Source organism: Brevundimonas sp., from assembly GCF_036405315.1.
In the GTDB taxonomy this organism is placed as follows: Bacteria; Pseudomonadota; Alphaproteobacteria; order Caulobacterales; family Caulobacteraceae; genus Brevundimonas.
Genome location: NZ_DASWXW010000147.1, coordinates 1 through 14,533, shown reverse-complemented (window position 1 = coordinate 14,533; position 14,533 = coordinate 1). Strand labels below are relative to the sequence as shown.

The following is a 14,533-nucleotide window of genomic DNA, read 5'->3' as shown; positions in this document are numbered from 1 at the left end:
CGTCATCGACGACGAGCCCCAGATCCACCGCTTCCTGTCCCCGGCGCTGGACGCCGCCGGCTATGAGCCGCGCCGCGCCGACAGCGGGCAGGAGGGCCTGCGCGGCATCGCCCTGTGGAGCCCCGACGCCGTGGTGCTGGATCTCGGCCTGCCCGACATGGACGGCAAGGACGTGCTGGCCCGCGCCCGCGAGTTCTATGCCGGGCCGATCATCATCCTGTCGGCGCGCGACAAGGAGGCCGAAAAGATCGCGGCCCTGGACCTGGGCGCCAACGACTATGTCGAAAAACCCTTCGGCGTCGGCGAACTGCTGGCCCGGGTCCGCGCCAACCTGCGCCAGGCCGCGCCGCGCGTGGAGGCGACCGGGCCGCTGACGGCGGGGGAGGTGGTCATCGACCTGGAGCGCCGCCTGATCACGCGCGCGGGCGAGGCGGTGCGCGTCACGCCCAAGGAATACGACGTCCTGGCGCACCTGGCGCGCAATGCCGGCAAGGTCGTGGGCCACCGCGACCTGCTGACCGCCGTCTGGGGCAAGGCCCACGCCGACGACACCCAGTACCTGCGCGTGGTCATCGGCCAGTTACGTCAGAAGCTGGAGGCCGATCCCGCCCAGCCGCGCCTGATCGCCACCGAGCCGGGCGTGGGCTACCGACTGGTCGTCTGAATCGTCAGAAGATCGTCGCGCATTCTTCGCACAACATCCCTACTGCCACGCCTCACGGTGCGGGCGGCGCTGATAGCTGTGCGGGGACGGCGACATGATCAACAGGCTGACGGATCATCTTGTGGGGGCGAGCGCCCTGGCGCTGGTGCTGGCGATCGGCGGCGCCGCCGCAGCCCAGGACCGAGCCCCGGAAGCCGTCGCGCCCGTCGTGGCCGCGGCGGTCGACACGGCGTCGCACGGCGAGGCCGGGGGCGGGGTGATCGTGCTGGACGCCGACGCCCGCAACCCTCGCCTGGTGTCGGCGGCGGGGCTGGCCGGGCTTCAGGTGCTTGATCTGACGGGCGCGCTGCTCGGTCAGGTGCCGGCGGGCGAGGCCGGGGGGCTGGACCTGCGCTACGGCTTCCCGATCCAGGGGCGGCCCGAGACCTTGCTGGTCTCGACTGACAGGACCGACAACGCGCTGCGCTTCTTCGTCATGCGCGACGGCGTTCCGGTCGAGGTCGGGGCGCGCGCCGTGCCCCTGGGCTTCGCGGTCGAGGCCGTCTGCCTGTTGCGCAACGCCAGCGACGGCGGCCTCTACGCCGTGGCCGTGGGCGACGGCGGCGAGATCGAACAACTGCTGCTCTACGCCAATGCCGAGGGCAAGGTAGACGCGCGCCCGGCGCGCCGTATCAACCTGCCGTCCAAGATCAAATACTGCGTCGCCGACGATGCGACGGGCCAGCTCTACGCCTCGCAGCAGGCGGTCGGGATCTGGCGCTTCAACGGCGACCCCGAGGCCGACGCGGCGCCGGCCCTGGTCGACGCCGCCGGTCTGGGCCGCATCAGCGAGGAAAGCGGCTCTCTGGCCCTCTATGACGGCGGGCCGGGCGCCCGCTATCTGATCGCGACCGACGCCTCCAGCGGGCGGCTGTTCGTCTATGACCATGGCGCGGGCGACGCCTGGCTCGGCGCCGCCAGCCTGACTGGACGCGGCGGAGCGGCCGTCAAGGAGCCGGGCGCTTTGCAGGCCGTCGGCGCGCCGCTGATCGGTCTGCCGTCGGGCGGCTTGCTGGTGACGGATGAGGATGCGCCCGGCGGCGCCGGCTACAAGCTGGTGTCGTTCGCCGCCCTGACCGGGGCGCTGAATCTGTCGGCCGGGACGCCGCAGGACGTGCGCGCGGTCACAGCCCCGCGCTTCCCCGCCGTGGTCGCCGTGACCGAGACGACGCCGGTCGGCAGCCCGGGCGACGCCGCCGACGACCCCGCCGTCTGGGCCGACCCGAACAATCCGGCGAACAGCCTGATCATCGGCACGGACAAGAAGGCCGGGCTGAACCTCTATGACATGCAGGGTCGCGTCATCCAGCATCTGCCCGACGGCAAGATGAACAATGTCGACCTGCGCGAAGGTTTCATGCTGGGGGGGCGGCCGGTGGTGCTGGTTACGGCCAGCGACCGGACCAACAAGGCCGTCGCCATCTATCGCCTTGATGTCGAGGCGCGGCGCCTGATCAATGTGGCCGACGGCCTCCAGCCGACGGGCCAGGGCGATCCCTACGGCCAGTGCATGTATCGCTCGAGCCGCAGCGGCAAGACCTATGTCTTCATCAACGACTCCAACGGCGAGAAGCGCCAGTGGGAACTGGTCGACGCCGGAAACGGCAAGGTCCGCGCGGTGCGCGTGCGCGACTTCGCCTTCTCCAGCCAGGTCGAGGGCTGCGTCGCCGACGACGCGACCGGCCGGCTCTATGTCGCCGAGGAAGACGTCGGCCTGTGGCGTCTGTCCGCGGAGCCGGACGGCGGCTCGGCCATGACCATGCTGGCTCGCATCACTAACAACCCGGCGCTGAAGGATGATCTGGAGGGCGTCGGCCTCTATGATCTGGGCGACGGGCGCGGCTATCTGGTCGTGTCCAGCCAGGGCAATGACAGCTACGCCGTCTTCCGCCGCGAAGGGGATCAGGCCTATCTGGGCTCCTTCATCGTCGTCGCCGACGGGGCGAGCGGCGTCGACGGCGTGTCCGAGACCGACGGGCTGGACGTGACCAGCCGCAACCTCGGCCCCGGCTTCGAGCACGGCGCCCTGATCGCCCAGGACGGCCGCAACGTCCTGCCCGGCGAAAACCAGAATTTCAAATACGTGCCGTGGACGTCGATCGCCGACGCCCTGGGACTGGAGGTGCGGCGCTAGGCCGTGGGCCGGTTTCGCCGGGACCAGGACGTCAGCGCGGCTGTGGCGTTAGGGCAACGGCGTTCGATGATCGTGTGATGCCCGGCCTTTTTGTCGTGCATTTGCAGCCGACCTGACCAAGATTCTCTCAAATCTACAGTGGGAAGTCGCCTTCGGCGTGTCCGTTTCGGAGCGAAGCCGGCGATCTTGGTTCAAGCAGGGGTCTGTAAAAATGATTGTACGCAACCGTTTGCGTAATACGTCTTCCTTGGCGGGGGGCGTGCTCGCCGCGCTGCTGACGGCCGCGCCCGCCCTCGCCCAGACGCCCGCGCCGTCGGATGCGCAGGGGCCGCAGGATGAACAGGCGACGCAGGTCGAGGAGATCATCGTCACGGGATCGCGGATTCCCACGAACGAGTTCACCAGCGCCTCGCCCGTCCAGGTGCTCACCAGCGAGCGGGCCCAGGCCCGCGGGCTGAGCGACACCGCCCAGATGCTGCAGTCGTCGACCGTCGCCGCCGGCTCGCCGCAGGTGAACAGCACCATCTCCAGCGCCTTCGTCACGGACGGCGGCCCCGGCGCCTCGACCATCTCGCTGCGCGGTCTCGGCGCCAATCGGACCCTGGTCCTGCTCAACGGGCGCCGCGCCGGTCCGGCCGGCACCCGCGGCGGCGTCTCCGCCTTCGACCTCAACGTGATTCCGCAGTCGGCGATCAACCGGGTCGACGTGCTGAAGGACGGCGCCTCGTCGATCTACGGTTCGGACGCCGTGGCCGGCGTGGTCAACCTGATCACCAATCGCGGCCGCGACGGCGGCGAAATGGGCGTGTTCGCCACGGCCCCGCTGGACGGCGGCGGCGAGCAGTACAACATCTCCGGCGCCTTCGGTAAGAAGTTCGATCGCGGCTACATCAATGTCTCGGGCGACTATTATCGTCAGGAAATGCTGCGCGCGGGCGATCGCGACTTCCTGATCTGCAAGAACCAGTATGTGTTCGAGCCGGGCACCCGCAACCGCGCCGACCGCATCGACCCCCGCACCGGCAAGCCGACCTGCAACGACACCCTGTGGGGCCAGGTCTATGTCTACGGCCCCGGCTTCACGGGCCGCGCAGGCCGCTTCCAGTACGACTACGACGGCGATCTGGGCAAATACATCCCGACCCGACCCGCCAATCCGGCGACCAGCGCCCAGTATCCTGGCGCGCCCACGGGCTTCTACCTGGTCAACTACGACGCCGCCTCGCGCGCGGTGGTCAACGCCAGTCACCCCTTCGCCCGCGAAGAGTCGGTCGTTCCTGAAGTCGAGCGGTACACCGCCTTCGTCGACGGCGCCTATGAGGTCGGCGGCGGCGTCGAGGTCTATGGCGAGTTCCTGCTGAACCGTCGCGAAAGCCGTACCGACAGCTATCGCCAGTTCTGGAACTACACCTACACCTCGACGGGCATGGGTTACGGCGGCGATCCGGTCAACGGCTTCACCGGCGACTACTATCTGAGCCCCACGCCGGTCACGGATCACTTCGACCAGTCGCAGCGCGTGGACTACATCCGGGGCGTCGCCGGGGTTCGCGGCGATCTGAAGCTCTTTGACAATACCTGGAAATGGGACGTCTTCGCCCAGCACAGCCGCTCTGACGGCGACTACACCTCGGACGTGATCCTGGACGACGCCGTGTCGTCGACCAGCTTCAAGACGGCCAGCTGCGTCGGCGACAAGCTGCCCGTGAGCGGCCGCCAGTGCATCGACATGAACTTCGCCGATCCCCGCGTGCTGCGCGGCGATCTGACCGCCGAAGAGCGGGCCTTCCTGTTCGACACGGAAACCGGCAACACCCTCTACGAGCAAACCTATGTGGAAGGCTCGATCGGCGGCAACCTGTACGAACTGCCGGCCGGTCCGCTGGGCCTGGCGCTGGGCTTCCATATCCGCCGCGACGAAATCAATGACACGCCCGGCGAAGTGACCCTGGCTGACAACAGCTGGGGCCTGTCGGGCGCCGGCGTCACCGAGGGCAGTGAAGACACGCGCGAGGCCTATGTCGAACTGGCCGTGCCCCTGGTGAAGGACTTCCCCTTCGTCCAGAACCTCGATCTGTCGCTGTCGGGCCGCTACACCGACACCAAGACCTCGGGCGACGCCTCAACCTACAAGGTCGGCCTGAACTGGGCCGTGAACGACGCCGTCCGCTTCCGCGCCACGCACGGCACCTCGTTCCGGGCGCCGGCGCTGTTCGAACTCTACCTGGCCGACCAGACCAGCTTCGCCGGTCAGCGCAACATCGACCCCTGCCTCAACCTGGACAACCGTCTGGCCGACGGCACGATCACGCAGAAGCTCTATGACAACTGCCGCAATCCGGCGGGCCCGGGCGGCGGCGTGGCCGGCGACTTCACCGGCGGCAACTCCTCGGCCGAAGTGGTCACTGGCGGCGGCCTGGGCGTGCTGACGCCGGAAACCTCCAAGGCCACGGTCGTGGGCGTCATCATCACTCCGCCCGAGACGGGGATCAGCCTGGCGGTCGACTATTTCGACATCAACATCAACAACCAGGTCACCAACCTGGGCGCCGCCGGCATCCTGACGGCCTGCTATCTGTCGGACAACTTCCCGACCGACCCGATCTGCAACCAGTTCGATCGCGACCGCACCCTGGGCATCACTCAGGTGCGCGACAGCTTCATCAATATCGCCGAACAGACGAACCGGGGTCTGGACTTCACGGTTCGCTATGTCGCCGATACGCCGTGGGGCGAACTGACGCTCGACAGCCAGACCACCTGGACGCTGGAGAATTTCACGGCTGTGTTCGCGGAAAGCACCGTCGATCCGCTGGGCGAGGTCGGCTATCCCGAACTGGTCGGCAACATCAACGCCAGCTTCTCGCGCGGTCCGTGGACGGCCTTCTGGGGCTTCGACTGGATCGGCAACCAGTCCAGCCTGAGCGAATATATTGAGGGCAACGGCTCGGCCTTCACCACCATCGACGGCCGTCGCGTCGAGGTGAAGGCGGAGGCCGAGTTCACCGGCTTCCACAGCGCCTCGCTGAGCTACCAGTTCGACGACTGGAAGCTGATCGGCGGCGTCGCCAACCTGTTCGATGAAAAGCCGCCGGCGGCGTCGACCATCATCGGCGAATACTCGACCACGGGGAACTCGATCCTGGCGTCGCAGTACACCGAGGCCTACTACGGCCGCCGCGCCTTCGTGCGGGTCAGCAAGTCGTTCTGATCCTGATCCAAGGCCAGACCAGAGGAGGGCGGCGGGGTTCCTCGCCGCCCTCTTTCTAATTTTCAGACTGTTCCGCAGGCGGCATTATCTGCGTGATCAAAAGCGTGCGGGGCACAGGGGAAGCAATGGCGATCATCACGGGCATCAAGGACACGCTGGACGCCGAGGTGGCGCGTTTCGCGCAGACGCCCCTGGCCCAGCCGGTGCTGCTCAACAGCGTGCCGAAAGGCGGCACGCACCTGCTGCGCAACATCATCCGGATGTTCGTGCCGGTCGAGCAGCACTATGATCGGGACTTCGTGCAGATCCCGAACATGCACCTCCATCTGGAGGCCTTTAATCCGCATGCGCCCCGGCTTTGCGCGGCGCATCTTCTGTTCAGCGACCAGGCCGTCGCCAATGTGCGCACCGCGCGGCACGTGCTGCTGGTGCGGGACCCCTACGACTGGGTCCTGGCCCGGGCGCGGTTCTTCGTCTCGGACGCCTTCCATCAGGAAAACCTCGAGCATCTGAAATCGGGCGTGTTCAACACTGACATGCTGTTGAACTTCATGATCTTCGGTCTTCACGGAAAGACCCCGGCCCTGGCCGACGTCTATACGCACAACGCCGCCGCCTGGCTGGGGACGGGCGTCCATCTGGTCCGCTACGAGGACATTCTGGCCGCACTGGCGGACCTCGACGCCCCGTCGTCCGAGGCCTACTTCCGCGCGCTTCTGGCCGCCTGCGGCATCGAACTGCCGACCGATTGGCGGGCGCGGGTCCGTGTCGGTTCGGACCGAAAGCTGAGCCGCACGGCGCGGGAGAATCTCATGCTGCCGGACGGGGTCGCCTTCCCCCCGGAACTGCCCGAGCAGCAGAAGCAACTCGTCGACTTCCATGCGCCCGGGCTGCGCCGCCTGCTGGGCTACGCCTGAGCGCGCGCGCCGCTGGCGCCGTGATAAGTCGCTGAACTTGCGAGCCTGACTGCTTTCGATGCCGCGGAGTATCGGTTTGCGGGCGCGGGGCTCGGGCGAGCGGCGAGGAGGGGCTTGCGTGGCGTCAAAAACCTGTACCTTGGCGTTCGCGATCAACACTGCGGATGAAACGATGAGCGAGACAGGCGAGCGACGGCAGGGCATTCAGTCCGTGGGCATCGGCCTGCGCGTGCTGGAGGTGCTGGCCTCGCAGAACGGAGCGGCGGCCTTGGGCGCGATCGCCCAGGCGTCGGATCTGTCGTCGTCGCAGGCCCACCGTTATCTGGCCAGTCTGATCGCCGCGGGCATGGCCCGTCAGGACGCGGCGACGGGGCGCTATGAGCTGGGGCCAGGCGCGCTGCGCCTGGGGCTGGCGGCCCTGTCGCGGATGGACAGTTTCCGCGAGGCGGCGATCGCCCTGACCGACTATGTCGCCGAGACCGGCCGCACGGTGCAGATGGGCGCCCTGGGGCCCACCGGGCCGATCGTGGTGCGCTGGATCATGGGCACGCCCGCCATCTCGACCTCGCTGATGGTCGGCTCGCCCCTGCCGCTGCTCAGTTCGGCCACGGGCCACGTCTTTCTGGCCTTCCGGCCCGAGGCGGCGACGCGGCAGATGGTCGAGCGCGAGACCCAGCCGCAGTTCCAGCCGGTCGACGTCGAGGGCCTGCGCGCGCGGGTGCGGCGGGACGGCTATTCGGCCGTCCGGGGCGATCTGATCCCCGGCCTGCGGGCCACCGCCGTGCCGATCTTCGACCTGCAGGGCGAGGCGGTCTTCACCGCCACGGTCCTGGCCACCGACGTGTTCAAACCGGAATACGACGATCAGGCGCGCGAACGCCTGATCGAGGTATGCGACCAGATCACCCGGGCCACGGGCGGGGTGCGCCCGTCGCTCTGACGGCTCAGGCGGCGGCCTTGCGCAGGTCGGTCGCCGGGTCGCTCGCCGTCTCCGCGATCAGCGCCTTGCCCATCAGGCGGCGCGCCGCAGCGAAGTCGCGCGGCTGATCCAGACAGGCGGCGCCGACCAGAGCGCCGTCGCGCAGATAGAGCCGCACCGCCTCGCCGCGCGCCACGACCGCGTCGCTCGCCGCCGGATCGCCGAGGATCTGCAGATTATGGCCGCACTGGGCGGTCCAGAACCAGGGCGTCGGCTCGACCTCTGCGGGCAGCCCCAGAATGGCCAGGGCGGCGGTGCGGGCCGAGGTCTGGGCGTGGGCCCAGGTCTCCATGCGGGCGGCGGCGCCGTCGCGCGTCCGCGCGGCCAGGTCGCCGACGGCGAAGATGCGCTCGTCGGCGGGCGAGCGGTAGTCGTCGCCGACCAGAACCCCGCCCGCGACCGGCAGGCCCGCCGCCTCGGCCATTTCGATCGAGGGCATGATGCCGATGCCCACGACCACCAGGTCGGCCTCGACGGTCGAGCCGTCGTCCAGTCGGGCGAGAACCGCGCCGTCGGCGGCGTTTTCCAGCGCCTGCAGTGACCGACCCAGCTTCACCTCGACGCCGATGCGGGCGTGGGCGGCGGACAGCCATTCGGCGGCTTCGGCCGGAACGTTGCGACCCAGCAGACGCTCGCCCGCCTCGATCACAGTGGCGCTCAGGCCCAGGCCGCGCAGGGTCGAGGCCGCTTCCAGTCCGATCACCCCGCCGCCGACGACCAGGGCGCGGGCGCCGGGTTTGGCCGCCGCAGCGATGGCGCGGGCGTCGTCGGCGGTCCGCAGATAGCGGACGGCGGCATGGTCGGGCAGGGGCAGGCGACGCACGCGGCCGCCCAGGGCCAGCACCAGCTTGTCGAACGGCTCGACCGATCCGTCGGCCAGTCGAATCTCGCCCCTGTCGCGGTCGATGGCGACCGCTTCGGCGCCCAGCTTCAGGCTCACGTCAAGCTCGGCCCAGCGTTCCGCGGGCGCCAGCCAGACCGGATCGGTCTCGGCGCCGGACAGATAATCCTTGGACAGGCTTGGACGTTCGTAGGGGGGGTGGGCCTCGTCCCCGACGACCAGGATCGATCCCGAAAAACCCAGCTCACGCAAGGCGATGGCGGTCGCGCCCCCAGCGTGTCCGGCCCCCAGGATGAGGATGCGTTCAGCCATTTGTGATCTCCGTCGCTCATTGCATCAGATGCAACGCATTTGACATAGATCAAAAACCACGACACCAATGCGGTCAACGGCGACATGAGATCGCTGCTTCGAATTCTTTGTCCGGGAGCTTTCAGTGAACATCCCCGTACGCCCGCCGGAGGGCGAGAACCGACTCGCGTGGCCAGCCGACGTCGACGCCGCCGTGCCCTACTGGGTCTATACGGACCCCGCGATCTACGCCGAGGAACTGCAGAAGATCTGGTACGGGCCGCACTGGCTCTATGTCGGTCTGGAGTGCGAGCTGGCCGAGGTCGGCGACTGGAAGACGACGACCCTGGGCGAGAAGCCCTGCGTCATGGTCCGTTCGGGCGAGGACGAGATTTCGGTGGTCGAGAACCGCTGCGCCCATAAGGGCGTCAAGTTCTGCCAGACCCGCACCGGCCACTCCAAGGAGCTGATCTGCCCCTATCATCAGTGGTCCTATGCGCTGAACGGCGACCTGCAGGGCGTGCCGTTCCGTCGCGGCGTCAAGCGTCAGGGCGGCATGCCGGCGGACTTCGACCCCAAGGACCACAGCCTGAACAAGCTGCGCGTCGAGGTGGTCAACGGCGTGGTCTGGGCCACCTTCTCGGACGAGACGCCGCCCTTCCGCGAGTATCTCGGCGAGAAGTTCTGGAAGCACTACACCCGCGTCTATGACGGCCGGAAGCTGGAGGTGCTGGGCTACAACCGTCAGCACATCCCGGCCAACTGGAAGCAGATGCAGGAGAACATCAAGGACCCCTATCACGCGGGCCTGCTGCACGTCTTCTTCGCCACCTTCGGCCTGTTCCGGGCCGACCAGAAGTCCGCCGTCGATATCGACGACGAGGGGCGCCACGGCATCCTGATTTCGCGCAAGGGCGAGCAGGAAAAGACCGAGGCCATGGCCGACATCCGCAACTTCCAGGGCGATCTGGTGCTGGAGGACCCCCGCGTCATGGACGTGGTGCAGGAGTTCCCGGGCGAGGAAACCGTCGGGATGATCACCATCTTCCCCAGCGTCATCCTGCAGCAGCAGGTCAACAGCCTGACGACGCGCCAGATCGTGCCCAAGGGGCCGAACGGGTTCGACTTCCACTGGACCCACTGGTGCTACGCCGACGACACGCCGGAGATGCGCCTGCGCCGCACGCGTCAGGCCAACCTGTTCGGCCCGGCCGGCTTCGTCTCGGCCGACGACGGCGAGGTTCTGGAGATGACCCAGCAGGGCGCCGCCGGTTCGCCGGACGAGCACTTCATCCTGCAGATGGGCGGCCGCGAGATCGCCCCGACGGATCACCAGGTCACGGAAACCGCCGTGCGCGGCATGTACCGTTACTGGCGCAAGGTGATGGGCCTGTGAGCGAGGCCATGACCCCCGCCATCATCGCCCGCGACGAGATCCGCGACCTGTACGACGCCTATTACGGCGTTCTGGACGATGTCGATCTGCACGCCTGGCCCGACTTCTTCATCGAGGACTGCCTCTATCGCGTGATCCCGCGCGAGAACTACGACGCAGGCTATACCCTCAGCACCATGCAGGCCGAGAGTCGGGGGATGCTGAAGGACCGGGTGACTGGCCTGACGCGGACCCAGATGTATGCGCCGCGCTATTATCGCCGCTTCCCCACCGCGCCGCGGGTTGTCGAGCAGGACGAGGCGAGCGTCAGCGTCCGCCACAACCTGCTGGTGGTGCAGACCCTGGTGGACAAGCAGTCGGACATCATCCTGTCCGCCGTCTGCCACGACCGCATCGTCCGCGACGGCGACCGCCTGCGCTTTGTGGAGCGCGTCGTCGTCTTCGATTCCGAAATGATCCCCAACAGTCTGGTGTACCCCGCATGACCGAAGCCGCGACCCTGTCGTGGGTGGCGACCTTGCCGCCTTCGGCGCTTGAAGAACACGGCGTCGCCAAGGCCAGCGTCAACGGCCTGAACGTCGCCCTCTATGTAGTGGACGGCGAGTATTTCGCCACCGCCGACCTGTGCACCCACGGCCAGGCCAGCCTGTCCGACGGCTTTCTGGACGGCGAGCTGATCGAATGCCCGCTGCATCAGGGCACCTTCAATGTGAAGACCGGCGCGCCGGTCGATGCCCCGTGCTCGGTCGCCGTGCGCAGCTTCCCGGTGAAGCTGCAGGACGGCCTGCTGCACGTCGGCATGGAGGGCTAGGCCATGCACGAGGTTCTTTCCAACGACCAGCAGTCCCAGCTGAACGCCCTCTATGAGCAGATGGAGCCCGAAGGCCTCTATCCGCTGTGGGAGAAGCTGTCGGCCCTGGTCCTGCCGCAGCCGAACTCCCCGGCCAAGGTGCACAAGTGGTCCTATGACAACGCCCGCGACTACCTGATGCGGGCGGGCGACCTGATCAGCGCCAAGCAGGCCGAGCGCCGCGTGCTGATCCTTGAGAACCCCGGCTTGCCTGGTCTGTCGTCGATCACGCCCAGCCTCTACGCCGGTCTGCAGCTGATCCTGCCGGGCGAGATCGCCCCGGCCCACCGCCACGCCCAGTGCGCCCTGCGCTTCGTCATGGAGGGTTCGGGCGCCTATACCTCGGTGGACGGCGAGAAGGCGGTGATGCAGCCCTTCGACCTGGTGCTGACGCCGGGCGGCCAGTGGCACGACCACGGCAACCCGACCGAGACGCCGATGATCTGGCTGGACGGCCTCGACATCCCCACCGTCCGCCACTTCGACGCCAGCTTCGCCGAGGGTTATTCGGAAGACCAGTTCCCGGAAAAGGCCCCGGCCGGCGACAGCCTGAACCGCTATGGCCGCAACATGCGTCCGCTGAAGGGCCACACGGCGGACCGCCGGCCGGCGCATCAGCCGCTGTTCCACTATCCCTACGCCGAGTGGCGTCCGGCGCTGGACGCCATGGCCGAGAGCGGCGCCGAGATCGACCCGCATCTGGGCCACGCCCTGGAGTTCATGAACCCGATCAACGGCGGGCCGATCATGGCCACCATCTCGGCCCATGTCCGCCTGCTGCCGGGAGGCTTTGAGAGCAAGCCGCGCCGCTCGACCGACGGCGCCATCTTCGTGGTGGTCGAGGGGACCGGCGAGGCGGTGATCGAGGGCGAAACCGTCGCCCTGAAGCCGCGCGACATCGTGGTCGTGCCGTCGTGGAAATCGGTCGCCTTCAAGGCGGCCAGCCGGCTGGTCCTGTTCGGATACTCCGACAAGGCCTGTCAGGAAAAACTGAACCTCTACAAGGAAGAGAACGCATGAGCCTGCTGTTCCAACCGCAAGCGCCCGTGCTTGCCCCGACCAACACCGGGGACGAATTCCCGGTCCGCCGCATCTTCTGCGTCGGCCGCAACTACGCCGCCCACGCTCGCGAAATGGGCCGCGACCCGGACCGCGAGCCGCCCTTCTTCTTCACGGCGTGGGCCGAGACGGTGGTGCTGGACGGCGCCACCATCGCCTATCCGTCCAGGACCGAGAACTTCCACTATGAGGCCGAGCTGGTCGTCGCCATCGGCAAGGGCGGTCGCGACATCGCCGTCGAGAACGCGCTGGACCACGTCTGGGGCTACGCCACCGGCCTGGACATGACGCGCCGCGACCTGCAGCTGGAAGCCCGCGCCCAGGGCCGTCCGTGGGACACCGGCAAGAACGTCGAGCAGTCGTCGCCGCTGGGCCGGATCCACAAGGCGGGCGAGGGCTTCGATCCCGAACACGGCAAGATCGAGCTGACCGTCAACAGCGAGGTCAAGCAGTCGGCGGACCTGGCCGACCTGATCTGGCCGGTGGCGGACATCGTCGCCTACCTGTCGGGTCTGTGGGAGATCCAGCCCGGCGACCTGATCTACACCGGCACCCCTGCCGGTGTCGGCGCGGTGGTTCCTGGCGACGCCATGACCGTGACCATCGACGGCCTGACCCCGCTCAACATCAAGGTCGGCCCGCCCGCCGCCTGATCCCTTTTTCAGCATCATCAACACACGGAGAGGCGCGCGACAGACGCGCCCTCCACGGAGGACGACACATATGGCAGCCATGGGTGAGGGGGGCGGAAACGCCGTCATCGACCGGGCCAAATTCGGCCCGCTACAGTTCGGCGTCACGGCGCTGTGCTTCATCATCGCCATGCTCGACGGCTTCGACACCCAGTCGATCGCCTTCGTCGCGCCCAAGATCGCCGAGGACTGGGGCCTGGCCCCGTCGGCCTTCGGTCCGATCTTCGCCATCGGCCTTCTGGGCCTGACGGTCGGCGCCTTCACCCTGAGCCCGGCGGCGGACAAGTTCGGCCGCAAGACGGTCATCCTGATCTCGACCTTCATCTTCGGCCTGTTCGCCCTGCTGACGGCCTTCGCCGGCTCGATGAACGAACTGCTGATCTATCGCTTCATCACCGGCGTCGGCCTGGGCGCCGCCATGCCCAACATCATCGCCCTGACCAGCGAATACGGCCCGGCCCGCCTGCGCGCGACCCTGGTGACGGTCATGTTCTGCGGCTTCCCGCTGGGCTCGACCGTCGGCGGCCTGATCTCGACCTGGCTGATCGCTCACTTTGACTGGCATTCGGTCTTCGTCGTCGGCGGCGTCCTGCCCCTGCTGCTGTTGCCGGTGCTGTATTTCATGCTGCCGGAGTCGGTGCGCTTCCTGGTCGCCAAGGGCGCGCCGGAGCACAAGATCGCTCCTATCGTGAAGAAGATCGACGCCGACGCCTCGGTTAGCGACTTCATCGCGGGGCTGAAGCACGAGCAGTCGTCGGCGGCCAAGGGCTTCTCGGTCTTCCAGCTGTTCCGTGAAGGCCGCACGCCTGTGACCCTGCTGCTCTGGGTCGCCTTCTTCATGAACCTGCTGGTCATGTACTTCCTGGTGAACTGGCTGCCGACCCTGCTGAAGGGCGCCGGTCTGCCGCTCAGCATGGCCATCCTGTCCACCGCGACCCTGAACCTGGGCGGCGTCGTCGGCGCCATCGTCCTGGGCCGGATGATCGACAAGATCAGCCCCTATGTCGTCCTGGGTTCGGCCTACGCCGCCTCGGCCGCCTTCATCGCCCTGCTGGCCTTCGGCGGCACGAACCTGACGGTCCTGCTGCTCGGCGCGGCTCTGTCCGGCTTCGGCGTCGTCGGCGCCCAGATCGGCTGCAACGCCCTGACCGCCGCCGTCTATCCGACCGCGATTCGCGCCACCGGCGTGGGCTGGGCCCTGGGCGTAGGCCGGATCGGCGCCATCGTCGGACCCCTGGTCGGCGGGGTGCTGCTGGCCGCCGGCTGGACGCCCCAGTCGCTGATCCTGCTGGCCGTCATCCCCGCCGTGATCGCCTCGGTCGCGGTCTTCACCCTCGGCGGCGTGCGCCGTCGCGCCGGAGTCTGACCCCATGATCCTGCACGGCTATTTCCGCTCCACGGCCTCCTGGCGGGTGCGTATCGCCCTGGGCCTCAAGGGACTGGAGGCCGTGCAGGTCATC

The 14,533-nt window shown here is 68.0% G+C and carries 12 protein-coding genes; 11 read left to right on the top strand and 1 reads right to left on the bottom strand.

The annotated features are described in order from the left end of the window. The 5 genes from VGE49_RS09040 to VGE49_RS09020 all read left to right on the top strand — a co-directional run. The coding region (locus VGE49_RS09040) for a winged helix-turn-helix domain-containing protein (RefSeq protein ID WP_331034229.1) at positions 1-664 on the top strand (664 nt) is incomplete at its 5' end. Positions 665-758: 94 nt separating this feature from the next. After that, positions 759-2,837, top strand: a complete 2,079-nt coding sequence (locus VGE49_RS09035; protein WP_331034228.1) for a phytase — start codon at positions 759-761, stop codon at positions 2,835-2,837. Positions 2,838-3,096: 259 nt separating this feature from the next. Next, positions 3,097-6,048, top strand: coding sequence for a TonB-dependent receptor plug domain-containing protein (locus tag VGE49_RS09030; protein ID WP_331034227.1), 2,952 nt, complete (start codon positions 3,097-3,099; stop codon positions 6,046-6,048). A 125-nt stretch (positions 6,049-6,173) separates the two neighbouring features. Then, positions 6,174-6,965 carry a hypothetical protein gene (locus tag VGE49_RS09025; RefSeq protein ID WP_331034226.1) on the top strand — a complete coding sequence of 264 codons (792 nt, stop codon included), beginning with the start codon at positions 6,174-6,176 and terminating at the stop codon, positions 6,963-6,965. A 172-nt stretch (positions 6,966-7,137) separates the two neighbouring features. After that, on the top strand, positions 7,138-7,905 hold the full coding sequence (locus tag VGE49_RS09020) for an IclR family transcriptional regulator (protein ID WP_331034225.1): 768 nt from the start codon (positions 7,138-7,140) through the stop codon (positions 7,903-7,905). Positions 7,906-7,909: 4 nt separating this feature from the next. Here VGE49_RS09020 and VGE49_RS09015 read toward each other — a convergent pair whose 3' ends face one another. Next, a complete protein-coding gene (locus VGE49_RS09015; RefSeq protein ID WP_331034224.1) occupies positions 7,910-9,097 on the bottom strand; it encodes an NAD(P)/FAD-dependent oxidoreductase in 1,188 nt (395 codons plus the stop codon). 124 nt (positions 9,098-9,221) lie between these two features. Here VGE49_RS09015 and VGE49_RS09010 point away from each other — a divergent pair, with 124 nt between their 5' ends. The 6 genes from VGE49_RS09010 (at position 9,222) to VGE49_RS08985 (ending at position 14,439) form a co-directional block, all read left to right on the top strand. Beyond that, on the top strand, positions 9,222-10,472 hold the full coding sequence (locus VGE49_RS09010) for an aromatic ring-hydroxylating dioxygenase subunit alpha (RefSeq protein ID WP_331034223.1): 1,251 nt from the start codon (positions 9,222-9,224) through the stop codon (positions 10,470-10,472). An 8-nt stretch (positions 10,473-10,480) separates the two neighbouring features. Further along, positions 10,481-10,957 (top strand): aromatic-ring-hydroxylating dioxygenase subunit beta, encoded by a 477-nt coding sequence (locus VGE49_RS09005; RefSeq protein ID WP_331034222.1) that lies wholly within the window; start codon positions 10,481-10,483, stop codon positions 10,955-10,957. Beyond that, positions 10,954-11,283 carry a non-heme iron oxygenase ferredoxin subunit gene (locus tag VGE49_RS09000; RefSeq protein ID WP_331034221.1) on the top strand — a complete coding sequence of 110 codons (330 nt, stop codon included), beginning with the start codon at positions 10,954-10,956 and terminating at the stop codon, positions 11,281-11,283. Before VGE49_RS09005 ends, VGE49_RS09000 begins: the two co-directional genes overlap by 4 nt. A 3-nt stretch (positions 11,284-11,286) precedes the next feature. Continuing rightward, entirely contained in the window at positions 11,287-12,342 is a 1,056-nt protein-coding gene (gene gtdA, locus VGE49_RS08995) for a gentisate 1,2-dioxygenase (protein WP_331034220.1), read from the top strand. Beyond that, the gene (locus VGE49_RS08990; RefSeq protein WP_331034219.1) at positions 12,339-13,034 is read left to right on the top strand and encodes a fumarylacetoacetate hydrolase family protein; all 696 of its coding nucleotides are present in this window, start codon (positions 12,339-12,341) and stop codon (positions 13,032-13,034) included. The genes gtdA and VGE49_RS08990 overlap by 4 nt, the downstream gene beginning before the upstream one ends. A 70-nt stretch (positions 13,035-13,104) precedes the next feature. After that, positions 13,105-14,439, top strand: coding sequence for an MFS transporter (locus tag VGE49_RS08985; protein WP_331034218.1), 1,335 nt, complete (start codon positions 13,105-13,107; stop codon positions 14,437-14,439). The last annotated feature ends 94 nt before the right edge of the window (positions 14,440-14,533 follow it).

Coding starts and splice junctions, on each gene's coding strand:
- VGE49_RS09035 (WP_331034228.1), top strand. CDS start 759: ATGATCAACAGGCTGACGGATCATCTTGTGGGGGCGAGCGCCCTGGCG.
- VGE49_RS09025 (WP_331034226.1), top strand. CDS start 6,174: ATGGCGATCATCACGGGCATCAAGGACACGCTGGACGCCGAGGTGGCG.
- VGE49_RS09020 (WP_331034225.1), top strand. CDS start 7,138: ATGAGCGAGACAGGCGAGCGACGGCAGGGCATTCAGTCCGTGGGCATC.
- VGE49_RS09015 (WP_331034224.1), bottom strand. CDS start 9,097: ATGGCTGAACGCATCCTCATCCTGGGGGCCGGACACGCTGGGGGCGCG.
- VGE49_RS09005 (WP_331034222.1), top strand. CDS start 10,481: ATGACCCCCGCCATCATCGCCCGCGACGAGATCCGCGACCTGTACGAC.
- VGE49_RS09000 (WP_331034221.1), top strand. CDS start 10,954: ATGACCGAAGCCGCGACCCTGTCGTGGGTGGCGACCTTGCCGCCTTCG.
- gtdA (WP_331034220.1), top strand. CDS start 11,287: ATGCACGAGGTTCTTTCCAACGACCAGCAGTCCCAGCTGAACGCCCTC.
- VGE49_RS08990 (WP_331034219.1), top strand. CDS start 12,339: ATGAGCCTGCTGTTCCAACCGCAAGCGCCCGTGCTTGCCCCGACCAAC.
- VGE49_RS08985 (WP_331034218.1), top strand. CDS start 13,105: ATGGCAGCCATGGGTGAGGGGGGCGGAAACGCCGTCATCGACCGGGCC.